24 protein-coding genes are annotated in these 25,191 nt (G+C 63.3%); 15 read left to right on the top strand and 9 right to left on the bottom strand.

The window, feature by feature from the left end; genetic code table 11:
- Window positions 1-66 precede the first annotated feature (66 nt).
- From NIBR502773_RS04800 to NIBR502773_RS04785, 4 genes are read right to left on the bottom strand one after another with little or no spacing between them, the layout of a single operon-like run.
- On the bottom strand, window positions 67-1,260 hold the full coding sequence (locus tag NIBR502773_RS04800; RefSeq protein ID WP_027607483.1) for an EAL domain-containing protein: 1,194 nt from the start codon (window positions 1,258-1,260) through the stop codon (window positions 67-69).
- Window positions 1,247-4,045 (bottom strand): ATP-binding protein, encoded by a 2,799-nt coding sequence (locus tag NIBR502773_RS04795; protein WP_115487003.1) that lies wholly within the window; start codon window positions 4,043-4,045, stop codon window positions 1,247-1,249. Before NIBR502773_RS04795 ends, NIBR502773_RS04800 begins: the two co-directional genes overlap by 14 nt.
- 57 nt (window positions 4,046-4,102) lie before the next feature.
- A complete protein-coding gene (locus NIBR502773_RS04790) occupies window positions 4,103-5,086 on the bottom strand; it encodes a fimbrial protein (protein ID WP_027607485.1) in 984 nt (327 codons plus the stop codon).
- A gap of 23 nt (window positions 5,087-5,109) precedes the next feature.
- Complete coding sequence (locus NIBR502773_RS04785) at window positions 5,110-5,796, bottom strand: molecular chaperone (RefSeq protein ID WP_227451420.1); 687 nt, start codon at window positions 5,794-5,796, stop codon at window positions 5,110-5,112.
- A gap of 203 nt (window positions 5,797-5,999) precedes the next feature.
- On the opposite strand from NIBR502773_RS04785, the gene NIBR502773_RS04780 reads away from it, so the two are divergent.
- Complete coding sequence (locus tag NIBR502773_RS04780; protein ID WP_115487005.1) at window positions 6,000-6,536, top strand: chemotaxis protein CheY; 537 nt, start codon at window positions 6,000-6,002, stop codon at window positions 6,534-6,536.
- 10 nt (window positions 6,537-6,546) lie between these two features.
- Here the strand turns inward: NIBR502773_RS04780 and NIBR502773_RS04775 are convergent, their stop codons facing one another.
- From NIBR502773_RS04775 to NIBR502773_RS04765, 3 genes are all read right to left on the bottom strand, one after another.
- The gene (locus NIBR502773_RS04775; protein ID WP_115487006.1) at window positions 6,547-7,878 is read right to left on the bottom strand and encodes an OprD family porin; all 1,332 of its coding nucleotides are present in this window, start codon (window positions 7,876-7,878) and stop codon (window positions 6,547-6,549) included.
- Between the two features lie 63 nt (window positions 7,879-7,941).
- On the bottom strand, window positions 7,942-9,492 hold the full coding sequence (locus tag NIBR502773_RS04770; protein ID WP_141155514.1) for an MFS transporter: 1,551 nt from the start codon (window positions 9,490-9,492) through the stop codon (window positions 7,942-7,944).
- Between the two features lie 9 nt (window positions 9,493-9,501).
- Entirely contained in the window at window positions 9,502-10,710 is a 1,209-nt protein-coding gene (locus NIBR502773_RS04765; protein ID WP_141155513.1) for an aspartate transaminase, read from the bottom strand.
- A gap of 379 nt (window positions 10,711-11,089) precedes the next feature.
- On the opposite strand from NIBR502773_RS04765, the gene nac reads away from it, so the two are divergent.
- The 12 genes from nac to NIBR502773_RS04705 all read left to right on the top strand — a co-directional run bounded on the left by nac (window position 11,090) and on the right by NIBR502773_RS04705 (window position 20,744).
- Window positions 11,090-11,995 (top strand): nitrogen assimilation transcriptional regulator NAC, encoded by a 906-nt coding sequence (gene nac, locus NIBR502773_RS04760; RefSeq protein WP_027608096.1) that lies wholly within the window; start codon window positions 11,090-11,092, stop codon window positions 11,993-11,995.
- Window positions 11,996-12,109: 114 nt separating this feature from the next.
- Window positions 12,110-12,523, top strand: coding sequence for an acetyl-CoA carboxylase biotin carboxyl carrier protein subunit (locus NIBR502773_RS04755; RefSeq protein ID WP_115487009.1), 414 nt, complete (start codon window positions 12,110-12,112; stop codon window positions 12,521-12,523).
- A gap of 33 nt (window positions 12,524-12,556) precedes the next feature.
- Window positions 12,557-13,909 (top strand): acetyl-CoA carboxylase biotin carboxylase subunit, encoded by a 1,353-nt coding sequence (accC, locus tag NIBR502773_RS04750; RefSeq protein WP_141155512.1) that lies wholly within the window; start codon window positions 12,557-12,559, stop codon window positions 13,907-13,909.
- On the top strand, window positions 13,906-14,562 hold the full coding sequence (pxpB, locus tag NIBR502773_RS04745) for a 5-oxoprolinase subunit PxpB (RefSeq protein WP_027608099.1): 657 nt from the start codon (window positions 13,906-13,908) through the stop codon (window positions 14,560-14,562). Before accC ends, pxpB begins: the two co-directional genes overlap by 4 nt.
- Window positions 14,559-15,533: a biotin-dependent carboxyltransferase family protein gene (locus NIBR502773_RS04740; RefSeq protein ID WP_141155511.1), complete on the top strand. Its 975-nt coding sequence runs from the start codon at window positions 14,559-14,561 to the stop codon at window positions 15,531-15,533. The genes pxpB and NIBR502773_RS04740 overlap by 4 nt, the downstream gene beginning before the upstream one ends.
- On the top strand, window positions 15,530-15,922 hold the full coding sequence (locus tag NIBR502773_RS04735; protein WP_141155510.1) for a hypothetical protein: 393 nt from the start codon (window positions 15,530-15,532) through the stop codon (window positions 15,920-15,922). The genes NIBR502773_RS04740 and NIBR502773_RS04735 overlap by 4 nt, the downstream gene beginning before the upstream one ends.
- A complete protein-coding gene (locus NIBR502773_RS04730; RefSeq protein WP_141155509.1) occupies window positions 15,919-16,692 on the top strand; it encodes a LamB/YcsF family protein in 774 nt (257 codons plus the stop codon). Before NIBR502773_RS04735 ends, NIBR502773_RS04730 begins: the two co-directional genes overlap by 4 nt.
- Window positions 16,693-16,785: 93 nt before the next feature.
- Window positions 16,786-17,538: an SDR family oxidoreductase gene (locus NIBR502773_RS04725; RefSeq protein WP_141155508.1), complete on the top strand. Its 753-nt coding sequence runs from the start codon at window positions 16,786-16,788 to the stop codon at window positions 17,536-17,538.
- A gap of 109 nt (window positions 17,539-17,647) precedes the next feature.
- Window positions 17,648-18,349 (top strand): amino acid ABC transporter permease, encoded by a 702-nt coding sequence (locus NIBR502773_RS04720; protein WP_027608104.1) that lies wholly within the window; start codon window positions 17,648-17,650, stop codon window positions 18,347-18,349.
- 6 nt (window positions 18,350-18,355) lie between these two features.
- Complete coding sequence (locus tag NIBR502773_RS04715) at window positions 18,356-19,099, top strand: amino acid ABC transporter permease (RefSeq protein WP_141155507.1); 744 nt, start codon at window positions 18,356-18,358, stop codon at window positions 19,097-19,099.
- Between the two features lie 23 nt (window positions 19,100-19,122).
- Window positions 19,123-19,851, top strand: a complete 729-nt coding sequence (locus NIBR502773_RS04710; RefSeq protein ID WP_177414165.1) for an amino acid ABC transporter ATP-binding protein — start codon at window positions 19,123-19,125, stop codon at window positions 19,849-19,851.
- A 59-nt stretch (window positions 19,852-19,910) separates the two neighbouring features.
- Window positions 19,911-20,744 carry an ABC transporter substrate-binding protein gene (locus tag NIBR502773_RS04705; RefSeq protein WP_115487017.1) on the top strand — a complete coding sequence of 278 codons (834 nt, stop codon included), beginning with the start codon at window positions 19,911-19,913 and terminating at the stop codon, window positions 20,742-20,744.
- 54 nt (window positions 20,745-20,798) lie between these two features.
- Here the strand turns inward: NIBR502773_RS04705 and NIBR502773_RS04700 are convergent, their stop codons facing one another.
- On the bottom strand, window positions 20,799-22,007 hold the full coding sequence (locus tag NIBR502773_RS04700; protein WP_115487018.1) for a DUF1835 domain-containing protein: 1,209 nt from the start codon (window positions 22,005-22,007) through the stop codon (window positions 20,799-20,801).
- A 309-nt stretch (window positions 22,008-22,316) separates the two neighbouring features.
- A complete protein-coding gene (locus NIBR502773_RS04695; RefSeq protein WP_027606138.1) occupies window positions 22,317-23,393 on the bottom strand; it encodes an aldo/keto reductase in 1,077 nt (358 codons plus the stop codon).
- 131 nt (window positions 23,394-23,524) lie between these two features.
- Between NIBR502773_RS04695 and NIBR502773_RS04690 the strand changes: the two genes are divergently transcribed.
- Together NIBR502773_RS04690 and fetB are read left to right on the top strand one after the other, a co-directional pair.
- Complete coding sequence (locus NIBR502773_RS04690) at window positions 23,525-24,202, top strand: ATP-binding cassette domain-containing protein (protein WP_141155506.1); 678 nt, start codon at window positions 23,525-23,527, stop codon at window positions 24,200-24,202.
- Window positions 24,199-24,990: an iron export ABC transporter permease subunit FetB gene (gene fetB / locus NIBR502773_RS04685; RefSeq protein WP_141155505.1), complete on the top strand. Its 792-nt coding sequence runs from the start codon at window positions 24,199-24,201 to the stop codon at window positions 24,988-24,990. Before NIBR502773_RS04690 ends, fetB begins: the two co-directional genes overlap by 4 nt.
- Window positions 24,991-25,191: the final 201 nt, after the last annotated feature.

Genomic DNA, 25,191 nt, shown 5'->3' with positions numbered 1-25,191 from the left:
GCAGGATAAATCGGCACTGGATGGAGCTTACTCCTTAATACGGGGTAAATAATCCGGGGCCGGCTGCTAGTGAGATGTCGCAGGGCCATCATTGTTCAGTAGTTGTTGAAATTGGTCCGGCGACACCGCGTGGGAGATCAGAAAACCTTGCACCTGGTTGCAGTCGATCTTGCGCAGGAGCGCCAGTTGCTGGGGCGTCTCCACCCCTTCGGCGACCACGGTCAGGCCGAGTTTGCGGCCCAGCGCGATGATACTCGCCAACGCCTGGGCAATGCCTTCGTTGTCATGGCTGCCCTGGACCAGCGCCTGGTCGATCTTGAGTTCGGTAAACGGCGTGGACACCAGGTTCAGGTACGAGCTGTAGCCCTTGCCGAAATCATCCTGGGACAGCCCGAACCCCTTGATGCGCAGGCGGCAGGCACCGGCATAGAAGTTACTGATGTCCTGCGGCACCGAGCACTCCATCAACTCGAAGCAGATCATCCCCGGGATGCCATCGTGGTGCAGCACGAACTCCAGCAAACGGTCCGCCAGGTCGTGGCTGTTGAGCAGGTGGGTGGGCAGGTTGATCGACACCGGGATTTCATAGCCACGCTGGCGCCAGTGTTCCTGGGCGTGGATCGCCTGCTTGAGCACCAGCCACAGTAGTCGTTCCTCCAGTTCGAAGGCCTTGATCGCCGGCAGGAAGGCACCCGGCAGCATCACGCCTTGCTCGGGGTGCATCCAGCGCACCAACGCTTCGGCGGCGACGATACGGCCGTTGGCCAGGGATTTTTTCGGTTGGAACCAGGCCTGGAACTGGCCGGCGCTCATGGCCTGGATCAGGCTGTGACGGTCGATGTCCACGTGCTCGGGCATTGCGGGGGAGGGCTTGCACACCCTGTTCCTGAGTTGTTCCACCAGGCTGCGCAATGCATCGGCGGCAACCGGTTTCGAGATCAGCCCGATCACCTCCACATCGAGGTTTTTTGCCACCAGGCTGGCCGCCATCAACATGCGTCGCGACGCAGCGCTCATGATCGCCAGCGCCGGCTTGCAGCGCAGGCTGGCCAGGCACTGGATAAACTGCACGCCGTCCATGCCGGGCATCAGCAGGTCGGTCAGTACCAGGTCGAAATCCCGCTGGCGCAGCTGCTCCAGCGCTTCTTTGCCATCCGCGGCGGTTTCGAGCATGAACTCCCCCAACTCACTGAGCAGGTGCTGCAGGTAGATGTGCTGCAGGGGATGATCCTCAACAATCAAAATACTAAGGGGCTTCATGGGTGATCCGTGCATAAGGCGCCAGGGAGTTGAATAGAGCCCGCAACGCAAAGGGTTTGACCAGGCAGTGGTTCATGCCGGCGGCCAGGCACAGGTCGGCCTCGCCGCGCATGGCGTTGGCGGTGGCCCCGATAATCGGCAACGGGCAGCCCTGGCGGCGCAGTTCGCGCGCCAATTCATAGCCGTTGATATGGGGCATGTTCACGTCCGTCAACACCACGTCGAAGTTGCCGGCGGTGTACAGCTGCAACGCTTCCTGACCATCGGCCGCCAGCTCCACGGTACAGCCGAGCTCTTCGAGTTGGTCACGCAGTATCAGCTGGTTGATGATGTTGTCCTCGGCCACCAGCAGGTGCAGGTTGAGTTTATTCAGGTCACGCTGGCGCGTGTGCTCATCGGCGCGGGCCACCCACAGCCCTTGCGCCTGGCTGACGGCCTGATGAATAGCGCCCAGGTGGTTGAGGTTGACGTGCCAGGCACCGGCGTCGGCCTCCAGGGTCGTGCAGGCGTTGCTGCTGACGTGAATCACCGGGCCCGGCCACTCGGGCACCAGCAACGGGTCGATGCTGCCGGGGTGCACTTGCAGCAGCAGATGATTGTCCGCCAGGGTCGGCAGGCCGGTCTGGGCCCTGGCGCCCCAGCGACGCAGCCAGCCACTGACCGAGTTGGCCAACTCCGGAATCGGCGAGGCCACGTAGATTGTCTCGGCCAATAGGGGGGGCATGGGCGGGGTGGGAGCCTCTTCCAGCGGCAGGATCAGACTGAAACTGCTACCCAGGCCGAGTTCGCTGACCATGCGGATATTGCCGTTCATCAACTCCGTCAGGCGTTGGCAGATCGGCAGGCCCAGGCCGGTGCCGGCGACCACATTGGTGTTGCCTTCACTCTGGTAGAACGGTTCGAAAATCATCGCCTGGTCTTCCTGAGCGATGCCTTTGCCGGTGTCCGAGACTTGCCACAACAGGCTGGAACGCTCGCCGTCGCGGCCCAGTACTTTGACCCGCAGCACCACGCGCCCGTAGTCGGTGAACTTCACCGCGTTGTTGAGCAGGTTGTTGAGTATCTGACGGATGCGCGTCACGTCGCCGATCAAGCGTTCCGGCAGCGTGGGATCAAAGCAGGCGTACAGTTGCAGGCCCTTGCCCTGGGCGGCTGCGGCGTAGCCCTGGATGATTTCGTGGACCAGGTCCAGGGGCGAGAATTCGCTCAACTCCAGGGCCAGTTGCCCGGCCTCGATCTTCGACACATCCAGCACGTCGCAGATCAACTGCAGCAGCGTCGAGGAGGAGCCTTCGATGGCATGCAGGTAGTCCTTCTGCTGGGCGTCCAGTTGCGTGCGCGCCAGCAATTCCAGGGTGCCGAGCACGCCATACAACGGTGTGCGGATTTCATGGCTCATGGTTGCCAGGAACAGGGTTTTGGCGGCGTTGGCGGCATCCGCCGATTGACGTGCTTCTTCCAGCGCCGCCTCGACTTGCTTGCGTGCGCTGATATCGCTGAACGCGCAAAACAGCACGTCCTCGCCGCGATAGCGGGTGGGGGCGCTGCTCAGGTACAGGTGGCGGCCGTCGATGGTTTCGAAGTAGTCACTGTGTTCGCTCGGTTCGCAGGCAAAGGCCTGCTCGATCCAGCCGGCGCGCAACGCCTCACGCTCCGGGCCGTGGCCCAGCCACTGTTGGGCCAGGGTGTTTTCCAGCACCACCTGGCCATCGGTGCGGCGCAGCACGCAGAGGGCAACGGGCGCGGTCTGGATCACGTCGCGGCCGAACGCCTCGCTTTCGATCAAGGCCTGGATGCGATGGATCGAAGGGATGATGAAGCGCTGGTCGACGCGGCGCATCACCAGCCAGATCAACGTCAGGCTGAACAGGCAGAACAGCAGCGAGCCGAGCAACTGTTTCCACAGGCCGGTGACCACCGCGCGCAGGTCGATGGAGTACATCAGTTGCCAGTCTGAGGACTTCAGATGCTTGCGGATCACCAGGTGGTCGGGCAGGAAACCACTGCCGACAAACCCGAAAAAATTGTCTTCCCTGGGCTTGAGGCGTTGCTGGCTCAGCTGTGAGTCGTGACTGTTGGTGAAGACCAGCATGCCCTGGGAGTTGAGCATCATGAATTCGCCGGCGCTCTGGTCGCTGAGGGTCTGGGACACTTCGCGGCTTTCCATTTCCAGGCCCAGCCAGCCGGAGCGAGGGTCGCGCTCATCCAGGCGAATGAAGATGTAGAGGTGCGAGTGCTGCTCGGTCTTGTCGCTGAGCCACAGCTCCTTGAGTGTGCCCGGGTCGCTGTTTTGCAGGGCCTTGAGGCGGTTGAGCATGCATTTGGAAATCGGCAGCACCTGCGCAGTGGAGTCGTACAGCCGCGTCACCTGTGGGGTCGGGCCGGTGTTCACGTAGAGCAGGTTGACCTGCTTGGCCTTGAGGTAATCGCGCATGCGCGTGGTCAGCCAGATGCTCCACTGGTTGCCTGGCGTGTCACCCAGTTGCAGGTGTTGTTCCTCCTCCGAGGGTGGATAGATCCTTGCCTGCTTGCGCACCGCGGACAGGCTGAGGCTTTCGAGCAGGGCCTCGCGGTTGGTGAAAAAAGTGTGGGCTTCGGCGATGGCGCTGCTCATGTAGCCGCGGCGCTGGGAGATGTCGTTGTTGAACGTCGACAGTAGAAAGGTATAGACCCCGCTCAGGATGCCGATCAGCAGTACGGTCGCAAAAATACGAAGCAGCCTTCTGGCTGCTTCGGGTCGGGAGAGGACGGGGTTGATCTGGAGCAGATAACTTTTCAATCGCATCGACGCACTTTAAACAGCACGGTGCACCGGGGGTATAAGACGATCCTTAAAACAGGCCTACTTGTAGTACATATCCACCACCACGGCGGCGTCGAAGGCACCCGGGATCGGTAAGGTGCGCCATTTCAGGTCGGCGCGGAATTCATCGTGGCTCTGGCCCAGCCCCATCAACTCTTGCAGCGTGAACCAGTTATTGAACGGCAATTGCTGTTGGCTCTCGGCGCGGGACAGCGCGATGCCCACCGAGCTGTTGTTATCCGGCACCAGCAAGCCATTGATCACACTGCCGCCCCCCGCCGTGCTGGCGAAGCGTGCGCTGATGGTGTAGGGCGTGTCGCAGCCCTTGCGCAGGTTCAGGCTGAAGTTGGCGCTGCTGGCCACTTCACCGATGGCAGCCTTGCGCGACGGTGTTGGGAAGTTGACCACGCTGGGGGTGATGGTCAACTCGGGGGTACAGGGCACGAAGCGGATATCGTTCATGCCGGTGACCACGTAGTTGAAATTGCTGTTGGGCCGCGAGTTGAGCCCGCGCACGCCGTCGAGCTGGAATACCCGGTAGGAGGTCAACGTACTGGCTTGCCCGCTGGGTGGCGTGGGGTCGTATTTCTCGATGAACACGCTGAAGTTGAGGGTAAAGCGCGCCTTGTCCCAGCCGACGCAATTGGCCAAGTTGCAGCCTCGATCGGAATAGAAGCCGGTACCGACCTTGCCGGTGCTTTGGGTAATCGGCTGGTTGTTGTAGCGAATGCCCACGCGAATACCCGTGCCGATACTCACGCCGGCCGGGTTGACGTAGAAATACACTTCTTCGCGGCCATGGCCGTAGTCGTCCTTGCAGATTACATCGGTCGAGCGCGGGCCCGACTCCCAGATGATGGTGCCGTTGGGCGCATCGGCGGCCACCGCCAGTGCAGTACCCAGTGCCTCCTGGGTGATGATCGAGTTGGTGCCGTCCTCACGGCAGGCCAGCGCGTGGCTGGTAGCCGGCAGGACCGCACAGGCCCACAGCAGCATCGGTAAGCAGTGTTTGGTGAGTGACATGGGGGCAGATACTCCGCGATCTATCACTTGAGCGCCGCGCTATGGCGGGCCTGCAAGCCGATATCGGTGATTTCGGTGAAGTGAAGGGAAGTGCCTTTGGCCAGACGTCTCGGTGCGGTGAGGGTTTTGCTCTCATGGGGTTTGAGCAGCAGGTAATCGCTGAGCGCCAGGCTGTCGGTCTGTACATTGACCAGCGACAGGTGAAACGCGCTGGGGTTACTGACGGTGATGGTCGGCCCGTCGTCGCTGCGCCATGACAATTGCCGCACCGCCTCGGCCGAGCCACCCTTGAGCGCGGGCGGCCGATAGAACAGCTTGAGCCGTTGGCGTATTGCGAACTGCACGCTGTTGGCGTCTTGCGCCTTGAGCGGAATTTCCATGACGTTGAGCCAGAACAACGACTCGCGATCGGCGGGCAAGCCTTCCCCGGCATACAGGATGCGCAGCCGGTGATGTTCCCCGGCGCCCAGTCGCACCAGCGGTTCAGGGGTGGCAAACGGCACGGGGCCTGCGGCTGAATCGTCCTCGCCGGTGACCCAGGTTTGCACCACGACGTCACGCGGTGCCTGATTGACCACGCTGATACTGGCGGCCTTGTCCTGGCCGAAGTAGATCAGGCGCGTGCCTTCGATCTTCAACGCAGCACGGGCGGGTGGCGGTGCGAGAGCCAGCAGCGCACAGGCCAGCATCGCCATTCTGAGTAGAAACATGAGCACAATTGAAATCCATGGGAGCGTGGGGACGCAGTCCATGGTAGGGAGAGGTGCGCACGGGGGCTTTCAGGCGATTCTTAAAAGTGTGCCGGTGTACCGGCTTAGCGTTTCAGAATCGCCTTAAAGTCAGGTTTGCCGCCCGACGGTTAACGTAGCGGCGTTGAATGATCGACGCTGATGCCCAACTGTCAGGTTTACCTATGTCCAATAAAGCGTTACGCCTTCTGATTGCCGATGCAGACCTTCTGCAACGGATCAAGATCGAGAAAATGCTCAACCAGATGGGCTATCACCGTATCGCCCCGATTGGTTCGTTCGACGAACTGCTGGCGTTGACGCGTTCCCCCGGCGTGGCATTCGACCTGTTGATCATCAACATGGCGCTGGTGCATACACGGGAGGTGAACCTGTTGAAGTACTGCCATGACAACCCGCTGATCCGCCACACACTGGCGTATGACGGCCAATGTGCGCAGAGTTCAATGGTGTCGGTGTCGGTAAGCCAGACCTTGCATTTGTCGCTGTCGCAATCGCCGGACTTCAACTCGCTGCGCCGTTGCATGGAGATGGTCGATCCCTTGCACACGCCACAGTCACTGGAGCGCCCGACGCTGCGCGCAGTAGACACGGAGCGCATGGCGCCCCGGGGCAGTAAGGGTTCAATAGGCACGCGTGCGTTTTGCCCCGGCGACCCGGCGGTGGTCGCGTGTGCGATCGGGTTGTCGCCCAAGCGCTAGGGGGCTGGCGTTACAAAATGCTCAACGGGTAACTGATGATCACCCTATGCTCATCGCTGTCACGCTGGGTGGTGACTTCGGTGCGCAATGAGGCATGGCGCAAGGCGATGCTCAGGTTCTTCAGCGGGCCTTGCTGGAACACATAGCTCACCGTCAGGTTGCGTTCCCACTCGCTTTTGTCGCCCGTGGGAGTGCGGATGTTCGAGCCGCTTTCGTACATGCCCACAAAGCTCAGGCCTGGCACGCCGACCGTGGCGAAGTCATAGCCGTAACGCACCTGCCAGGTGGTTTCCCCGGCGCGCTGGAATTTGCCGATCATCGACTCGGTCATGAAGTAGGCCGTGGAACCGTCCCCCTGGTTCAGCCACACCGCATCGCTGTCGCCGCTGACCTGTTGCAGGCCGGCGGCAATCGTATGGCCGTCGACCAGGTAAGTGAACAGGGCGCTGCTCAGGCGGCTGTCGACCTTGCCCTTGGTCACGCCGTCGCCGTAGTAGCCGAAGGTGTAGAACGCCGGGTCGTTGCCGTTGGCACCGTCGGAGCGGTTATCGAAGTGGCGCAGGTCGGTGCGCAGGGTGCCCGGGCCGATCTGCCAGTCGTACTTGAGGCCCAGGAAGTTCTGCTTGTAGAAGTCCTGCAGGTTGCCGTAGTAGTACTGCAACGTCAGGTCTTTGGTGGGTTTGTAGTCGACGCCACCGTAGTAGAACTTGTTGACGAACTCACCGCTGACCGCGTTGTTGGCGCCCGGGATCGACATGCCCATCTGGTTGCTCGAACCACGGCCTTTCACGTGTTCCAGCTGGCCGAGGGTGAAGGTGAAATGGTCCAGGTCCTTGGACTGCACCTGTCCGCCGTTGAAGGTCTGTTGCAGCATGCGGTCGGTGGACATCACCACCGGCAGCATCGGCACCAGGGTCCCGTATTTCAGCTCGGTCCGGGCAAAGCGCGCCTTGGCGGTCAGGCCCAGGCTGCCGAACTCGTCCACCGCGCGACCATCGTGATCGGTGGGGAACACGTTGCCGTTGAATGCGGTGCTTTGCGGGTTGTAGTGACGGCCCTTGCCGGAGTCCAGGCGCACACCGAACATACCGATGGCGTCGAGTCCGAAGCCCACCGTGCCCTGGGTGAAACCCGACTCGAAGTTGGCGATAAAGCCCTGGCCCCATTCCTGGGTGTAGTTGGGGTCGGCGGCGCCGCTGCGGTTGTCGGCGTTACTGAAGAAGTTGCGGGCCAGCACGTTGAGCTTGCTGTCTTCCACCAGGCCGGCGGCGTAGCCCTGTTGGGCGATCAGCAGGCCACAAAGACCGGCGAGTACTGTTGGTGCGCGATTGAAAAGCTCCATCGGTGTCATCCCCATGTGTGTTTGGTTTTTTTGAGGGCAGTCAAAAGCGGCAGTGAAGGTTTTCTATTTGTTTTCAGGAGCAGGTTTTTCAGGAGCAACGGTGACCGGCACGACATGCAGTCGCACCGGCGGCAAGCGGTACAGGATGAACAGCGCCAACACGCCGATCCCGGCGCACAGCAACAGGCCTACGCCCACGGACTGCGCCAGGGCATCCCGGGCCAGGTTCAGCCACGGCGAAGCGTCGAGGTTGGCATGCAACAGCGTTTGCGGATCGGCGTACGCGGCAATGCCCTCGGCGTGATTCGCGGCGAGAAACACCCGCTGCACATTGGCGCTGTACAGCAGGTTGACCAGCACCCCCATGCCCGCAGTGCCGAGCAGCCCGCCGACCAGGCGCAGGGACTGGGTCAGCGCTGTGGCAATCCCCAGGAACTGCCGTTCGGCCAGGGTCTGGGTGAAGACCGTGAGGTTGAGCAGGATAAATCCCAGCCCCAGGCCGGCCAGCAGGATCAAACCGAGCAGCAGGTTGAACGCGGCCCCGCGCCCGACCACCGCCAGGCCCAGGCACGCCAGCAGCAGTGCGACAAAGCCTGCCAGCGGCAAATGGTTGGGGTTGCGCAAACGGGTCACGATGCGGCTGTTGACGATGGCCCCCAGGGTGATGCTCAACGCCAGCGGCGTGATCAACAGGCCGGCGTCCTGGGGCGAGTAGCCGTAGGCGCCTTGCAGCAACAGCGGCAGGTAGAACAACAGCGAAAACATGATCGCGCCGGCCGCCACCGACAGTACGAACAACCATCGCAGGCTCGGCAAACTGAACAGCGCCGCCGGCAACAGCGCATGGGGGCAACGCCGCTCCCAATGCCACAGCGCGCTGATCGCGGCCATGCAGCCCAGGCCCAGGGCGGCGCTCAACGCCAGGCTCGAATGCCCCAGCCACTCCACAAATAGCTGCAGGCTGCCCAGGGCCAGAGCGATCAATAGCGCGCCGGGCCAGTCCAGGCGAATGCCGCTGCGCTGCTGCGGGCGGTACCAGGGCAGAAAGCGCCAGGCGATCAACAGCGCCAGGCACCCCAGGGGCAGGTTGAGGTAGAACACCGAGCGCCAGCCAAAGGCGCCGGTCAGGTAACCCCCCAGGCCCGGGCCGATGGCATTGACCACGCTGAACAGCGCACTCAAGAGCATTTGCCAGCGCAGGCGTTGACGGGTATCGGGAAACAGTTCGGGAATGCAGGCGAACGTGGTGCCGATCAGCATGCCGCCGCCCACGCCTTGCAAGGCGCGCCCGATCACCAGTACCCGCATGTCATCGGCCACGGCACAGGCCAGGGAGGCCAGGGTGAAAATCAACGTGGCGGCGAGCACGAACGGCTTGCGCCCGTAGTAATCCCCCAGCCGCCCGAAAATCGGAATGGTGACGATGGACGCCAACAGGTAGCCGGTGGCCACCCACGCGTAGAGTTCAAAGCCATCGAGCTCGGCGACGATGCTCGGCAAGGCGTTGCCGATCACCGTCTGGTCGAGTGCCGAGAGCATCAGCACCAGGGAGATGCCGAGCATGGCCAGCAAGGCTTGCTGGAAACTCAAGGGCGGGTGGGCTGCCACGGTCATGGTCGGCCCTCAGCGCAACGCGGTGACGGCGGTGGCGATGCGTGCACAGCCCTGGTCGAGAGTAGCGATCGCGGTGGCGATCGACATACGGAAAAACGGCGCCAGGCCATACGCCGTGCCCGCCACCACCGCCACGCCCTGGCTTTCCAGCAGGTACATCACGACGTCGCTGTCGGTGTGCAGCACCTTGCCCTCGGGCGTGGTTTTACCCAGCAGGCCAGCGCAATTCACATACAGGTAGAACGCACCATCGGGCTTGCGGCAACTGAGGCCGGGAATGGCATTGAGCAGCTCCAGGCAGCGGTCGCGGCGTTGCTGGTAGACCAACACGCTTTGCTTGACGAAGCTCTGGTCGCCGTTGAGCGCTTCCACCGCCGCTGCCTGGCTGATCGAGCAGGCGTTGCTGGTGGACTGCGATTGCAGGGTGGCCATGGCGCCGATCAGGTCGGCGGGGCCGGCGGCGTAACCGATGCGCCAGCCGGTCATGGCGTAGGTCTTGGACACGCCGTTGACCACCAGACTGCGCCCGCTCAAGGCCGGCTCGATGGCGAGGATATGCGGGTTGTCCAGGCCGTCGAAACGGATGTGCTCGTAGATGTCATCGGTCATCAGCAGCACATGGGGATAGTCCAGCAGCACATCGGCCAGGGCGCGCAATTCGCTGTGGCTGTAGCTGGCGCCGGTGGGGTTGCTGGGGGAGTTGAGCAGCAGCCAGCGGGTACGCGGGGTGATCGCCGCGCGCAGCTGGCCTGGGGTCAGCTTGAAGCCGTTGTGTTCCGGGCAGGCGAGGGTTACGGGCTCGCCTTCGCAGGCCAGCACCATGTCCGGGTACGACACCCAGTACGGCGCCGGGATCAGCACCTCATCGCCGGCGCCGAGGGTGGCGGCGAAGGCGTTGAAGATCGCGCTTTTGGCGCCGCTGGTCACCAGCACCTGCTGGGCGGTGTAGATCAGGGCGTTTTCCCGTGCCAGCTTGTCGACGATAGCCTGGCGCAGCTCCGGGGTCCCGGCGTTCTGGGTGTAGCGGGTTTCACCGCGCTCGATGGCGGCACTGGCGGCCTGGCGAATGTTGGGTGGCGTATCGAAATCCGGCTCGCCCACCACCAGGTTGATGATGGACTGGCCCTGGCGACGCAGCTCGTTGGCGCGGTCGGACGCGGCGCTGCTGGGCGATGGTTTGATGCGTTGCACACGGGCGGCGATGCGGGAGGCAGTCACGGGCGTTCCTCGTTGATGGCGTTGACAGGGGCCACAGTACGAGGCGCGGGGAAGGGCGCCATAAGATGAGTTCGTTCTGGTTTGATAGGCAGTGCTTATGGCTGGGGTTGCACTGTTGCGGTGCGTCCAGTCCTGGCTGCTCCGGGCGGGTGCCTTGGATGGAGGATCAGGGGCACCCATAGCAAAGCCTTATGGCTGGTTATACGGATGGCCTGTCTTTTGCAAACCTGCCAGGTGTACGCAAAACCAAATGTGGGAGGGGGCTTGCTCCCGATAGCAGTGTGTCAGTCACAGATGCGTCAACTGACACTGCCCCATCGGGAGCAAGCCCCCTCCCACATTTAAGGCATCACTTGTCCATTACATGAGCATCGCCATTTTGAACCTGCGCCGCCTGAAGTATTTCGTGAAACTGGTCGACATCGGCAGCATGACCCAGGCCGCCGATGTACTGCATGTGGCGCAACCGGCGTTGAGCCAACAACTGGCAACCCTGGAAGCCGAGCTGCAACAGCAGCTGTTGATTCGCACCAAGCGCGGCGTCACGCCGACCGAGGCGGGCAAGGTGTTGTATGGGCATGCGCAGATTATTTTGCGTCAGTGCGAGCAGGCCCAGAGCGATATCAATGCCACCGGCCAGGCGTTGTCCGGGCAGGTATCGGTGGGGCTGGCGCCGGGTACTGCGGCGTCGGCGCTGTCGTTGCCGTTGCTGCGCACCGTGCGTGAGCGCCACCCTGGCATCCTGCTGTACCTCAATGAAAACTTCGGTACCACCTTGAGCGAGCTGATCATGAACGGCCGCATGGACATGGCTGTGCTGTATGGCGGGCGCGAGGTGCATGGCCTGAGTTTTGTCTCGCTGTTGCGCGAGCCGCTGTACCTGGTGAGTGCCGACCCGGCGATTGCCACGCGTGAAGAAGTGCCCCTGGCCGAACTGGCCGACATGGACATGCTGCTGCCGCGTCCCTACAACGTGATGCGTCGGCTGGTGGACGAAGCCTTCCTGCGCATCGGCCTGAGTGCGCGGGTGGTGGCCGAAATTGAATCCTCGACCACGCTGACCGCCGCCGTGGCCGACCATTTCGGCTCGACCATCCTGCCGGAGTCGTCGGCGCGGGTGATGGTGGCGGCCACTTCGGTGCACATGTGCCGCATCGTCGAACCCGAGGTGGAGGCGCCGCTGGCGCTGTGCCTGTCGGGGCATTTGCCGTTGTCGGTGCCGGCCCAGGCGGTCAAGGCGATCCTGCTGGAGCTGGTGGCGAAGATGCGTGGCAGCCTGATTTGAGCGGTCATAAGGTCGGCTTATCACCCCAAAGCCAAAGCGTCTTGGCCGCTTTTCGAGGGGCTCGGTAGATTGGGCCCATCCACTCAAGACACGCTCGACAGGCAGGGACCATACATGGATTCAGCACGTATCAAGGGGTTGATGGATTTGCTGGCCGAATCCGATCTGCTGGAACTGAGCCTGACCGAAGGCGACAGCACGCTGCGGCTGTTCAAGCAGGCAGGTCAGGTGATCACCAGCGCGGCACCGACCGTGACTTCAGCGCCAACACCCGCCGCCGCCGTGGCCAGCGCCGCCGTGGAGATCAAGGCCAGCCTCTATGGCGTCCTGCACCTGACGCCCGCCGTCGGTGAGGCGCCGTTCGTCAGCGTGGGCCAAGCGATCGAAGCCGGTCAGACCGTGGCGGTGATCGAGGCGATGAAGATGTTCCACCCGGTCAAGGCCAAGGTTGCCGGCAAGTTGGTTGAGATTCTTGCCCAGGCCGGCGTCGAAGTCGAAGCGGGCCAGGCCCTGTTCCGTCTCGGTTGACCCCCACGCGTATTCGTTATTCAGGTGAATTCAATGTTCGACAAAGTGCTGATCGCCAACCGTGGCGAAATCGCCCTGCGCATTCAGCGTGCCTGCCACGGCCTGGGTATCAAGACCGTGGCGGTGCACTCCGAAGCGGACCGTCATGCGCAGTATGTGCAAAACGCCGATGAGTCGCTGTGCATCGGCCCGGCCGCACCGGGCCTGAGCTACTTGAACCAGACGGCGCTGCTGTTTGCTGCCAGGGTCAGTGGTGCCCAGGCGATCCACCCCGGTTACGGGTTCCTGTCGGAAAACGCCGGGTTTGCCGAGCGCATCGAAGCGGCCGGGTTGACCTTTATCGGGCCGAGCGCCGCATGCATTCGCACCATGGGCGACAAGGTGGCAGCCAAGCGCGCCATGCGTGAAGCCGGTGTGCCGTGCGTGCCGGGGCCGGATTCGAGCATGCCGAGCGACGACGCGAGCATCCTCGCCATCGCCGCCGACATCGGTTACCCGGTGATCGTCAAGGCGGCCGGTGGTGGCGGTGGCCGCGGCATGCGCGTGGTGCAGGCAGAGGCCGAGTTGTTGGCGGCCATCGGTCTCACTCGCGAAGAAGCGCGGTTGGCGTTCGGCAACCCTGAACTGTACATCGAGAAATTCCTCGGCCACCCCCGGCACGTGGAAATCCAGGTGCTGTGTGATGCCCATGGCCATGCGATCTGGCTTGGCTGCCGCGACTGCTCCCTGCAACGCCGCCACCAGAAAGTCCTGGAAGAAGCGCCGGCGCCGGGCATCGATCCCGCGCTGATCGCCACGGTCGGCGAACGCTGCGCCGAGGCCTGCCGCCGCATCGGCTATCGCGGCGTGGGCACTTTCGAGTTTCTGTATGAGGACGGCGAGTTCTTCTTCATCGAGATGAACACGCGCCTGCAAGTGGAGCATCCGGTCACCGAGATGACCACCGGCATCGACATCGTCCAGCAGCAACTGCGCATGGCCCGCGGTGAAGTGCTCAGCGTGCGCCAGGAGGACGTTCAACTGAACGGCCACTCCCTGGAGTGCCGCATCAACGCCGAGGACCCGCTGACGTTTATGCCGACCCCCGGCCTGATCCAGCGTTGGGAAGTGCCCGGCGGCTTTGGTGTGCGGGTCGATTCCCATGTCACCACCGGCTACCGCGTGCCGCCGTACTACGACTCGATGGTGGCCAAGGTCATCACCCACGGCGCCACGCGCGAAGACGCCATGGCGCGCATGCGCCTGGCCCTGAGCGAGATGGTCGTGGAGGGCATCAGCACCAACATTCCGTTGCACCGCGAGATTCTGGATGACCCGGCGTTCTGCGCCGGCGGCGTCGATATTCATCACCTGGAGCGCTGGTTGCAGCAAAGGAGTCCGATATGAACACCGCCCCTGTCATCAGCCTGCTGGGCTCCAGCGCCTTGCTCTTCGAGGCGCCGGGCGAACTGGACCTGGCCCCGCAGCAGCGCATCTGGCGCCTGGCCCTGCAAGCCGGCGAATGGCCCGAGATCCACGAAGCCGTGCCCGGCATGAACAACCTGATGCTCACCTTCCTCACGCCGCCCCGTGAACTGAACGGCCTGTGCCAGCGCCTGCTGGAAGCCTGGGAACAGAGCCAGCCGCTGCCCCTGGAGGGGCGCATCGTCGAATTGCCGGTGGTGTACGGCGGCGAATTCGGCCCGCATATGGCGGACGTGATCGCCCACACCGGGTTGGATATCGAGACCATCGCCAACCTGCACTGCGAACCGCTGTACCCGGTGTACGCCCTGGGCAGCCATCCCGGTTATTGCTACCTCGGCGGCATGGACCCGCGCCTGGCCACACCACGGCGCCAGGTGCCGGTGCTGACTATCGGGGCGGGCTCGGTGTCCATCGGCGGGGTGCAGACCGGGGTGTCCGCCTCGGCCGGCCCCAGCGGCTGGAACACCATCGGCCGCACTGAAATGGCGTTTTTCGACCCCGCCCAAACCCCGCCCGCGATCTTGCGGCCGGGTGATTTCCTGCGCTTGCGCATCGAGAGGATCATTCGATGATCGAGATTTTATCGGCCACCGCCCTGGCCACCGTGCAGGACTTCGGCCGCTTCGGCAGCCTGGGTTATGGCGTGGGCACATCGGGCGCCATGGACCACCTGGCCCTGGCCTTGGGCAACCTGTTGCTGGGCAATCCCGAAGACGCCGCCGCGATTGAAATACCGCTGTTCCCGTTCGAGGTACGGCTGCTGCAGGACTGTGCCTTCGCGGTGACCGGCGCCGCTTGCGACGCCACCCTGGACGGCCAGCCCTTGCCACCGAACTGGGTGTGCCAGGGCCGCGAAGGCCAGGTCTTGAGCCTGGGCTATCCGACGTCTGGCAGCCGTGCCTATCTGTGTTTGGCGGGCGGGGTGGATGTGCCGTCGGTGCTGGGTTCGCGCAGCACTCAATTGCGCGGCGAGTTCGGTGGCCTCGACGGCCGCGCCCTGCAACAGGGTGATCGGCTGGGGGCAATGCGCCCCGGTATCAGCCCGTTGCCGCTGGATGTTGGGGTGTTGGCGCCAGGCCTGGCGCTGCCGTTGCAGGTTGATGGGGTGCCTGCGATGCGCGTGTTGCCCGCCGCCGAATACGAGCGCTTCCAGGAGGCTTCCCGCGCGGCGTTCTGGGCCGGTGAATGGAAGATCACCACCCAGAGCAATCGCTACGGCTACCGAATGGAAGGCCAGCCCCTGCTGCCCATTGCACCGATGGAAATTCGCTCCCACGGCATCGTGCCGGGGGTGATCCAGGTGCCCCACGGCGGCCAGCCCATCATCCAGATGCGCGACGCCCAGCCCAGCGGCGGCTACCCCAAGTTCGGCAGTGTGATCGAGGCCGACCTGTGGCGCCTGGGCCAGGCGCCCATCGGCGGCAAGGTGCGCTTTATCGAGTGCAGCTACCTGGAGGCCGTCGAGGCCCTGGAAACCAATCGCGCGTATCTGCGTGAAGTCAGCCGCCTGCTGGAACTGCACCGTGAAGGAGTGAAAGCATGACCCTTGAGGAAATTCGCCAATTGGCGCTGTGGCTCAAGGAGCACCACCTGGCCGGTGCCGAAATGAGCCGCCCCGGTGTGCACCTGACGCTTAAGCGCGACGCCTCTGCCGCTGCTGTTGCGGCGCCTGCCGTTGCCGTGGTTGAAGACCAGGTGCTGCGCACCACCGGCCTGGGGCGCTTGCTGCTGACCCATCCCCAACTGGATCAAGCGTTCGTGGCGGTGGGCGATCAGCTCAGCGCCGGGCAACTGGTCGCGCTGCTGCAAGTGGGTGAGTTGCTGTTGCCCTTGCGCGCGCCCCGCGCCGCACGGGTCGTCGATGTGCGCGTGCCGTGCGGCACCACCGTCGGCTACGGCGAAGCCTTCCTTGGTGTGGAGTACCCCGCATGAAGATTGATTTGAACGCCGACCTCGGCGAAGGCTTCGGCCCGTGGCGCATGGGCGAGGATGAGGCGCTGATGCACCTGATTTCATCGGCCAATGTCGCCTGCGGTTTCCATGCCGGCGACCCGCTGATCATGGACAACACGGTGCGCCTGGCCAAGGCCGGTGGCATCGACCTGGGGGCGCATGTGGGCTTCCCGGACCTGATGGGCTTTGGCCGTCGGCAGATGAACATCGAGATCAAGGAACTCGCCACCCATGTGATCTACCAGCTCGGCGCGCTCGCCGGGATCGCGGCGGTCAACGGCCATCCCATGACCCACATGAGCTTCCACGGCGCCTTGGGCAATATGGCCGCCGCCGATGCGGCGCTGGCGGAGCCGTTGGTGCGGGCGGTGGCGGCGTTTGACCCGACGCTGATCATCAGCTCTTCGAGCAGCCGCGCCATCGAGGGCGCGGCCGAGAAGTGCGGCCTGCGCGTCGCCACCACGTTTCTCGCCGACCGCGCCTATGACGACGATTGCCTGCTGGTGCCGCGCAAGGTCGACGGTTCGGTGATCAAGGCGCCGGCAGCGGTGCTGCGCCGGGTGCGGCAGTTGCTGGAGGAGGGCACCGTGACCGCCCTCAGCGGCAAGGTGCTGAGGGTGCCGGCCCATTCGATCCTGTTGCATGGCGACACCCCCGGCGCGGTCGAACTGGCGCGCACCATTCGCGCCGAAATCGAGCAACTGGGCGGCCGCATCACGCCGATTTCCCAGCTGCTGGCCGTGTCATAAGCAGGCCTTATCGCCACACAACCATTGCGTCTTGGTCCAGCGCCCGAAGGCTGGATAGAGTCGAACCATAACCCGTAGCACAAGGACCACCCCATGCCATTTTCCGACTACAAAACCGCGCTGGTCACCGGAGCTTCCTCCGGCATCGGCGCCGCCGTTGTCGAGCGCCTGTGCCAGGAAGGCGTGCAGGTGCATGCCCTGGCTCGCAGTGCCGACAAGTTGCAGGAACTGGCGGCCAGGACCGGCTGCATCGCCCACGCCATCGATGTCACCGACCTTGCCGGGCTGACCAGACTGTTCGCCGAAAACACCTTCGACATCCTGGTCAACAACGCCGGCGTCGACAAGCCCGGCTCCCTGCTCAAGGCCGACGCCGACGGCATCGACCTGCTGATCGACGTCAACCTGCGCGCCGTGCTGCACCTTGCACGGCTGGCGCTGCCGGGCATGGTCGAGCGCGACTGCGGGCACATCATCAACATCAGTTCGATCGCGGCGGCCTACAACTTTGGCGGCAACTCCACCTACCACGCGACCAAGGCCGCCGTGAGCATGCTTTCGCGCCAGTTGCGCATCGATGCGTTCGGCAAACGCGTGCGTGTCACCGAGATCTGCCCTGGCCGGGTCGCCACGGATATTTTTGCCCACGTGCACGGCGATTCCGAAGCCACCTACAAGCGCTTCGTCGAGGGCTTTGAATTGCCCCAGGCCGAGGACATCGCCAATGCCATCGCCTTCGCGATTGCCGCGCCGATTGCGGTCAACATCGGGCACATGGAAATCACCCCGACCTTGCAGGTACCGGGCGGGCTTTCCACCGCGCGGCCCCAGGACTACCAGGGCTGAATCCGAGCCCCGGCAAAAGAACGGATCGATCCGTCAGCGCTGCATTCCGCCACGGCCACGCCGGGTGATTTTGATTTCTGCCCTAGCCCAATGCCGATAGGGATTGACCATGAAGCAAGACTTCGATTTGGCCGCGATTCTGCAAGGCGAGTACGCCGAGCTGATCGTCAAGGGCATCGAAATGACCTTGCAGCTGGCGCTGTTCGCCTGGCTGCTGGCGATGCTGCTGGCGCTGACACTGGTCACGGTGCGCCTGACCGGTAACACGCTGGCCGACCGCCTGGTGGCGGGGTATGTGTCGTACCACCGCAATGTGCCGACCCTGGTGCAACTGATGCTGTGGTACTTCGGCGTGCCGACGCTGCTTGGCGAGTCCACGCAACTGTGGCTGGCCAACCACAACACCGAATACCTGTTCTCGGTGATCGCCCTGGGCCTGTGCCAGGCCGCGTATTTCTGTGAAGACATGCGCAGCGGCCTGCGCGCCATTCCCGCCGGGCAGACCGAAGCGTCCAGGGCCCTGGGCCTGGGCTACGTGCGTTCGATGCGCTACGTGATCCTGCCCCAGGGCGTGCGCAACTGCCTGCCGTCGCTGATCAACCACACCGTGCTGCTGTTCAAGAACACCAGCCTGGCGATGGCGATCGGCGTGATGGAGCTGACCTACGCCAGCCGCGAAGTGGAGAACTACACGTTCCGCACCTTTGAGTCGTACCTGGTGGCCACGGTTTTCTACCTGGTGTTTTCACTGCTGCTGATGGGCGCCGGGGCGTTGCTCGCCCGCCACTTCAGCAAAGCCCTGGCGAGGTAGACCGCGATGTTCGATATGTTTTCAATCGTGCAGCAGAACTGGACGCTGTTCCTGATCGGCCAATACCCCCACGGTCCTCTGGGCGGCCTGGCGAGTACCCTGATCCTGGCGGCGCTGGCGTTGCTGCTGGCGTTCCCGTTCGGCCTGCTGCTGGCCTTGGCGCGGGTGTCGCCGTGGAAGGGGTTGTACTGGGTCGCGACAGGGTGGGTCTACGTGCTGCGTGGCATCCCGTTGCTGATGGTGATCTTCTGGACCTACTTCCTGGTGCCGTTGCTGATCGGCCATAACATCACCGGCTTCATGACCATGCTCTGCACCCTGGTGATCTACCAGAGCGCCTACCTGTGCGAAATCATTCGCGGCGGCATCCAGGCGCTGCCGGCCGGGCAGTACGAGGCGTCCCGCGCCCTGGGCCTGGGCTATGTGCGCACCACGGTCTGGGTGGTCCTGCCCCAGGCGCTGTACAACGCGCTGCCGAGCCTGATCAGCCAGTTCATCTCGATCATCAAGGAAACCTCCCTGGGCTACGTGATCAACGTGCAGGAAGTGACCTTCGCCGCCAACCAGGTCAACAACCAGCTGCTGACCAAGCCGTTCCAGGTGTTTTTCATCCTGGCGATCATCTACTACCTGCTGTGTTTCGGCCTGACCCGCCTGGCCGGTTGGGTGGAGCAACGCATTGCCCGCAAGCGCCTGGGCGATGGCGGGCAAACCGTGGCGGGCGGTCCGTTGCTGACCACCGATAATTGAAGAGGGCTGCGCTCATGCATCCAATGATCATGTTTTCGAAAATCAATAAATGGTACGGCGAGTACCAGGCGCTCACCGACATCACCGCCGAGGTGCAACCCGGTGAAGTGGTGGTGTTGTGCGGCCCGTCGGGCTCGGGCAAGTCGACCCTGATCCGCACGGTCAACCGCCTGGAAGACATCCAGGCCGGCCAGATCCTGTTCGACGGGCAGGACGTGCACGGCACCGACGCGCAGATCAACCGCCTGCGCAGCCGCGTGGGGTTTGTGTTCCAGAGCTTCAACCTGTTCCCGCACCTGTCGGTGCTGGAAAACATCACGCTGGCGCCGAACAAGCTGCGCAACCTCAAGGGCGCCGCTGCCAAACAGAAGGCCATGGAATTGCTCGACCGCGTCGGCCTGGCCCATAAGGCCGGTGCTTACCCGGCGCAGTTGTCCGGCGGCCAACAGCAGCGCGTGGCGATTGCCCGGGCATTGGCGATGGAACCGCCGGTGATGCTGTTCGACGAGCCCACCAGCGCCCTCGACCCGGAAATGGTCGGTGAAGTGCTGAGCGTGATGAAGAGCCTGGCCAAGGACGGCATGACCATGATGTGCGTGACCCACGAGATGAACTTCGCCCGTGAAGTGGCCGACACCATCTGGTTTATGGACGCGGGGCAGATTCTGGAAAAGAGCAGTCCCGATGCGTTCTTCACCCAGCCTTCGCACCCGCGAGCGCAACGTTTTATCGCCGACCTGCGGGCCCATTGAGCTGCGGCGGCTTTGCTCCCTCTGCCATTTTTGCTGGTCCAACTTTCTGGAGATTTCCCATGGGTATGAAGCATCTGTTTACCGCACTGGCATTGGGGCCACTGGCGATTGCCGTCGCACAGGCCGACCAGTTGAGCGACATCCTGGCCAAGCAGTCCCTGAGTTGCGGCGTCTACGCCGACGTGCCGCCATTCTCCGCGCCGGACCCGAAAACCCGCGAGCTGGTGGGCATGGACGTGGACCTGTGCAAAGCCCTGGCCAAGACCATGGGCGTGGCCCTGGAACTCAAGCCGCTGTCGGTTGAAGCGCGGATTCCCGAAGTGAAAATGGGCCGCGTCGACGTGATCTTCGCCAACCTGGCCTACACCAAGACCCGCGCCGAACAGATCCAGTTCAGCGACCCGTACTACATCGCCAAGGAAACCCTGGTGGTGCGCGCGGCGAATGCCGACCAGCCGAAAAGCTTCTTCAAGGAAAAGCGCATCAGCTCCACCAAGGGCTCCACCTCCGAGCAGTCGATACGCCTTGCCGGGGCCACCCCGGTGACTTTCCAGGACACCGGCTCGGCCTACATGGCGTTGCAACAGAACAAGGTGGTGGGCCTGGTGACCAACACCATGACCGCGCTGAAACTGGTCAACCAGGCCAAGGCCAGTGGTGTCGAACTGGCCCTGGCCAAGGAGCCGATGGCCCTGGAACCCATTGGCGCCGGCATGCGCCGCGATGAGCCGGCGTTTCTGGCCAAGGTCAACGAGTCGTTGATGGCGATGGAGAAGGCCGGGGAGATCGATGCGATCTGGGATCGCTGGATAGGCCCGAACACCGAATACAAGATGGTCCGCGAGGACAAGGTGCAGAGCTTGAGCGCCTTGAAGTTCGAGCCGTTGCCGTAAGCGCCGGCGGTTGTAAAAAAGCCCGCCGTGGGTGATGCACGGCGGGCTGTTTTTTTACTGTGTTCTGTACTGGGGGCGCAGGGCCTCATCAATCATCCAGTGCGGTTGGCCGGGCCTGATGCATGTACCGCCCACCCAGCGTTCGTGGCTGGCATGGTCGAGCCAGTACGCCTGTCCGTTGAGCATGCTATGGCCCAATGGGGTCAGCGACAACGTTCGGCGGGGCCAGTCCAGATGCGTCTCGGTTTCCATCAGCAACGGCTGCTCGCCATCGATCAACGGCCGCAACAGCGCATGAAACATCATGTCCCCCAGGAACGGCAACGGGTCGCGCCTGGCCATCAGCTCGGCGAACACACGGCCAAACGGCAGCGGCCCGGCTTCGGCGAGGTAGGTCAGGGCCAGGCGTTCGGTCAGCGACAGGCCGTCCTGGGTGCCCGGCAATTCCTGCAACTGACGCAACAGCGCCGGCGCCAGCAAGGGCAGGGCGGGGTGTTGGCCATGGGCAAGCTCGGCCAGCCGGGTCGGTGAGCTGTCGCAATAGGCCGACCAGGCCTGTTTGGCCAGGTACACGGCATCGTCACCGATGAGGCGCCGCTGTGGCCATAGCCACGCCAATACATCCGGCGCCAGTTGGCCGATGCCGATAAAACGCTCGACACCGGGAATACGATCCACCTCGATCAGCTCCAGCTTGGGCGGTGCCTGCTCCAGGCCGGCCAGGGCACGGATCAGGAACAACTGGTCATAGGCATCCGCCTCGCACCACAGCACGCTGTGCGCGGCACTGGCCAAGGTTTCCAGCTGATCGTATTCATCGTCGACGCGGCGCGTGATGTCCGCTAAGGGCAGCGCAAAGGCCTGGCTGATGAACGCGCTGCGCAGGGCGCGGAATTCTGCGGCGGGGACGTCGCGCACCGGGCCCATGCACAGCGGGTCGGTGAGCATCTGGAAGCGGCCCTTGAACCCGGCCACCTGAAGGCTGTGGGCAATGTCATTGCCGCAGCGCCAGTGGGTGGTGCGCGCTTCGTCGCTGGCGGCAAAGTCGGGATGGCGGGCGGCGAAGTCAATGGCGTCGACATGGGCCTTGAGTTTGGGCCAACTGCTGAAGCCCAGTTGCCTGGCGATCTGCCATTGGGCTTGGGACAGGGTGGCGCCGGGGTCCTGGGCTTTCAGCTGGCGCAACAGTTCCTTGGCGCGCTTGCGCTGCTGCTCAAGGTTGAGACGGCCATCGGTGTTGGAGGATACAGGGCGTTGCGACATACGATCTCCTTGCACAAACCTTTTCCGCTTTAAGGTTGGGAGTCGTAGAAATGAGGTAGAGCTTCATTGTCCTGGGCGCAGCCCTTTCCGCGGAAGGTGGCGTAGAGAGCGCCAGGCGGAAAATATAGGCATTGCGGCGTTTGATTGCAAATCGGACTTGGGATCGAGGCCGTACTCCTTTTTTGGGGGGACGGGATTAAATGTGGGAGGGGGATTTGCCCTCATGCCAGTCAGTGAAGACGTAGAAAGGGGCAAAAGTAACCTGTGGCGAGGGAACAAGCTCCCTCGCCACAGGTACGCTGTCCTGGATTATTTGTCCTTGCGTGCATCCATGGTTTTCTGGTGCTCGGCCAGGAACGGCTGTTCTGCCGGATCGAAGCGATCAATCCCGGCAGTAAAACGATGCCAGTACGGATACAACGGTTGGCGCCGTGTCACCGCTTCAATACGCGAGAACTGTTCATCGGTGAGTTTCAATTCTGTGGCCGCCAGGTTGTCACGCAGATGCGCTTCCGTGCGGGCGCCGACGATCAGCGAGGTAATTCCCGGACGGTCCTTGAGCCAGGCCAGGCAGGTGCGCGCCACCGACACGCCCTGTTCATCGCCCACGGCGGCGAGGGTCTCGATGATGTCCAGCGCACGTTCCTGGTCATGCACGTAGGGTTCGGGCCAGCCGCTGCCCTGGCGGGTATTGGCCGGTGGCTGCTGCCCGCGCCGGGTGGAACCGGTCAGCAGGCCTTCGCCCATCGGCCCCCACACCAGCGTCCCCACGTGCTGGTCCAGGGCCAGGGGCAGTAACTCGTACTCGGCCTCGCGGGATTCCGGGGTGTAGTAGATCTGCTGGGTGATGGGCTTGAGCATGCCGTGCAATTCGGCCTTGCCGAGGGTTTTCATCATCTGCCAGGCGGTGAAGTTGCTGGTGCCAAAGTAGCGGATCTTGCCTGAGCCAACCAACAGCCGCAGGGCTTCGAGGGTTTCCTCGATGGGGGTCATGCCGTCCCAATTGTGCAATTGGTAGAGGTCGATATGGTCGGTGCCCAGGCGCTTCAAGCTCGCTTCGCACGCACGAATCAGGTGGTAGCGCGACGAGCCTGAGTTGTTCGGGTTGTTGTCCACGGGGCTACGGCCCTTGGTGGCCAGCAGGATATCGTTGCGCTTGTCGCCCAAGGCTTTGCCGACCACTTCTTCGGCCAGTCCGTGGGAGTAGAGGTCGGCGGTGTCGACCATATTCACCCCGGCGTCGAACGCGATATCGAACATGCGCCTGGCCTGGGGCACGTCTACCGATCCGCATTTTTCAAACTCGGCGCGACCGCCAAAGGGCACGGTGCCGAGGATGATTTCGGATACCAGCAGGCCCGAATGGCCCAGTTGTCGGTATTGCATGTCGTCTCCTACTTAACGTTGAACCTGAAGTTCTGAACGACGTGGGTGGCGATAGTTTGAATTTTTTCATGAAAACTTCCCGCGCCTGCCGCACCATTGTGCCCAACAGGTTTAAGAGGAACACCGCGTCCATGAGCGCACTGATCGAAACCCGCGCCCTCACGCGCATGGACGAACACCGGCAGGTGCCGTTGCTGCAGCCCACGGATTTCACCTTGCACCGCGCCGACCGCGTGTCGATCACCGGCGCTTCCGGTTCCGGCAAAAGCGTATTGCTGCGGGCATTGGCGCTGCTGGATGCACCCACCAGCGGGCAGGTCCTGTGGAACGGCCAGCCGATTGCCAATGCCGAGATTCCCCATTACCGCAGCCATATCAGCTACCTCTCCCAACGCCCCGCGCTGCTCGAAGGCACGGTGGAGGACAACCTGCGCTTTCCCTTCAGCCTCAAGACCCTGCGCCAGCGCCGCTTCGACCCGCAAGCGGTGACCGCGTTGCTGGGGCATGCCGGCAAGGCAGCGACTTTTTTGACCAAGAGCGCATTGGACCTCTCGGGCGGCGAGGCCCAGGTGGTCTCGCTGATCCGCACCCTGCAACTCAACCCCGAGGTGCTGCTGCTGGACGAACCCACCTCCGCCCTCGACCCCACCTCATCCCGCGATGTGGAAGCGTTGATCAGCGCCTGGTTTGCCGGTGATAACGCCCGCGCTTATATCTGGGTGTCCCACGACCTCGATCAGGCGCGGCGCATGAGCGACATCCACTGGCAGATGAGTGCCGGCGTGTTGAGCGAGGCGACCCAGCCATGAACTATCAAAACCTCACCGCCCTGGACCTGGGCATCGCCGCTTCGCTGATCCTGGTCAACGGTGCGCTCTCCCTGCTGCTGCGCCTGGGCCTGGGCCGCCAGTTGCTGTGGGCGGCGGTACGTACCGTGGTGCAATTGTTGGCCATCGGTTACCTGCTGGGCTGGGTGTTCGCGTTCGCCTACTGGTATGTGGTGCTGCCGTTGATGGGCGCAATGACCCTGATCGCCGGGCTGTCGGCGGCGGGGCGTGGGCGCAGGACGTACCGTGGGCAAAGGGTCGACAGCATCCTGTCGGTGTGGGGCAGTTCGTGGCTGGTGACGGCAGTGGGTTTATTTGCGGTGATCCGCATCCACCCGTGGTACGAGCCGCAGTACGCGATCCCGATCCTCGGCATGATCCTCGGTAATACCCTGACCGGCGTGTCCCTGGGGATCGAACGCATGACCCAGGAACTGACCTCGGGGCGCAACACCATCGAGATGATCCTGGCCCTCGGCGGCTCACGCTGGGAGGCGGCGCAGGAAGCGATCCGCCAGGCGGTACGCGCGGGGATGATCCCGACCCTGAACCAGATGACCGTGGTCGGCATTGTCAGCCTGCCCGGCATGATGACCGGCCAGGTGCTGGCGGGGGAAAGCCCGCTGGACGCGGTGCGCTATCAGATCGTGATCATGTTCCTGATTGCCGCGTCGTCGGCGTTGGGCACGGTGGTGGCGGTGTTGCTGACCTATCGGCGGTTGTTTTCCAGGAGCCACCGGTTTTTGCGTGAGCGCTTGCAAGAGCGCTAAGCGTTCATTTGGCGAAGGGGTTTTCTGTGGTGAGGGAGGCCCCACCCCGTCTTCGGCGCCGCGCTGTCGCGCAGCAAACTGGGACCTCTGTGGCGAGCGGGCTTGTCGAATCGTCGCACCGCCCGCGTTGGGGGGCGAAGCGCCCCTGATGAAGACAAATGTGGTGTATCAGACACTCCTCTGCGCCTGGTTTTGGGGCTG

Origin of the sequence: Pseudomonas sp. NIBRBAC000502773, from assembly GCF_006517195.1 — a bacterium.
Taxonomy (GTDB): domain Bacteria; phylum Pseudomonadota; class Gammaproteobacteria; order Pseudomonadales; family Pseudomonadaceae; genus Aquipseudomonas; species Aquipseudomonas marginalis.
This window is presented reverse-complemented; position numbering and strand designations above follow the sequence as displayed.

Excerpts from the sequence above, each read along its gene's own strand:
- NIBR502773_RS04695 (WP_027606138.1), bottom strand. The coding sequence starts at position 23,393 with ATGCAATACCGACAACTGGGCCATTCGGGCCTGCTGGTATCCGAAATC.
- NIBR502773_RS04710 (WP_177414165.1), top strand. The coding sequence starts at position 19,123 with ATGATCATGTTTTCGAAAATCAATAAATGGTACGGCGAGTACCAGGCG.
- NIBR502773_RS04715 (WP_141155507.1), top strand. The coding sequence starts at position 18,356 with ATGTTCGATATGTTTTCAATCGTGCAGCAGAACTGGACGCTGTTCCTG.
- NIBR502773_RS04790 (WP_027607485.1), bottom strand. The coding sequence starts at position 5,086 with ATGTCACTCACCAAACACTGCTTACCGATGCTGCTGTGGGCCTGTGCG.
- NIBR502773_RS04740 (WP_141155511.1), top strand. The coding sequence starts at position 14,559 with ATGATCGAGATTTTATCGGCCACCGCCCTGGCCACCGTGCAGGACTTC.
- pxpB (WP_027608099.1), top strand. The coding sequence starts at position 13,906 with ATGAACACCGCCCCTGTCATCAGCCTGCTGGGCTCCAGCGCCTTGCTC.
- NIBR502773_RS04725 (WP_141155508.1), top strand. The coding sequence starts at position 16,786 with ATGCCATTTTCCGACTACAAAACCGCGCTGGTCACCGGAGCTTCCTCC.
- NIBR502773_RS04730 (WP_141155509.1), top strand. The coding sequence starts at position 15,919 with ATGAAGATTGATTTGAACGCCGACCTCGGCGAAGGCTTCGGCCCGTGG.
- NIBR502773_RS04720 (WP_027608104.1), top strand. The coding sequence starts at position 17,648 with ATGAAGCAAGACTTCGATTTGGCCGCGATTCTGCAAGGCGAGTACGCC.
- accC (WP_141155512.1), top strand. The coding sequence starts at position 12,557 with ATGTTCGACAAAGTGCTGATCGCCAACCGTGGCGAAATCGCCCTGCGC.
- NIBR502773_RS04690 (WP_141155506.1), top strand. The coding sequence starts at position 23,525 with ATGAGCGCACTGATCGAAACCCGCGCCCTCACGCGCATGGACGAACAC.
- NIBR502773_RS04700 (WP_115487018.1), bottom strand. The coding sequence starts at position 22,007 with ATGTCGCAACGCCCTGTATCCTCCAACACCGATGGCCGTCTCAACCTT.
- NIBR502773_RS04775 (WP_115487006.1), bottom strand. The coding sequence starts at position 7,878 with ATGGAGCTTTTCAATCGCGCACCAACAGTACTCGCCGGTCTTTGTGGC.
- NIBR502773_RS04755 (WP_115487009.1), top strand. The coding sequence starts at position 12,110 with ATGGATTCAGCACGTATCAAGGGGTTGATGGATTTGCTGGCCGAATCC.
- NIBR502773_RS04770 (WP_141155514.1), bottom strand. The coding sequence starts at position 9,492 with ATGACCGTGGCAGCCCACCCGCCCTTGAGTTTCCAGCAAGCCTTGCTG.
- NIBR502773_RS04705 (WP_115487017.1), top strand. The coding sequence starts at position 19,911 with ATGGGTATGAAGCATCTGTTTACCGCACTGGCATTGGGGCCACTGGCG.
- fetB (WP_141155505.1), top strand. The coding sequence starts at position 24,199 with ATGAACTATCAAAACCTCACCGCCCTGGACCTGGGCATCGCCGCTTCG.
- NIBR502773_RS04780 (WP_115487005.1), top strand. The coding sequence starts at position 6,000 with ATGTCCAATAAAGCGTTACGCCTTCTGATTGCCGATGCAGACCTTCTG.
- NIBR502773_RS04735 (WP_141155510.1), top strand. The coding sequence starts at position 15,530 with ATGACCCTTGAGGAAATTCGCCAATTGGCGCTGTGGCTCAAGGAGCAC.
- NIBR502773_RS04800 (WP_027607483.1), bottom strand. The coding sequence starts at position 1,260 with ATGAAGCCCCTTAGTATTTTGATTGTTGAGGATCATCCCCTGCAGCAC.
- NIBR502773_RS04785 (WP_227451420.1), bottom strand. The coding sequence starts at position 5,796 with ATGTTTCTACTCAGAATGGCGATGCTGGCCTGTGCGCTGCTGGCTCTC.
- NIBR502773_RS04795 (WP_115487003.1), bottom strand. The coding sequence starts at position 4,045 with ATGCGATTGAAAAGTTATCTGCTCCAGATCAACCCCGTCCTCTCCCGA.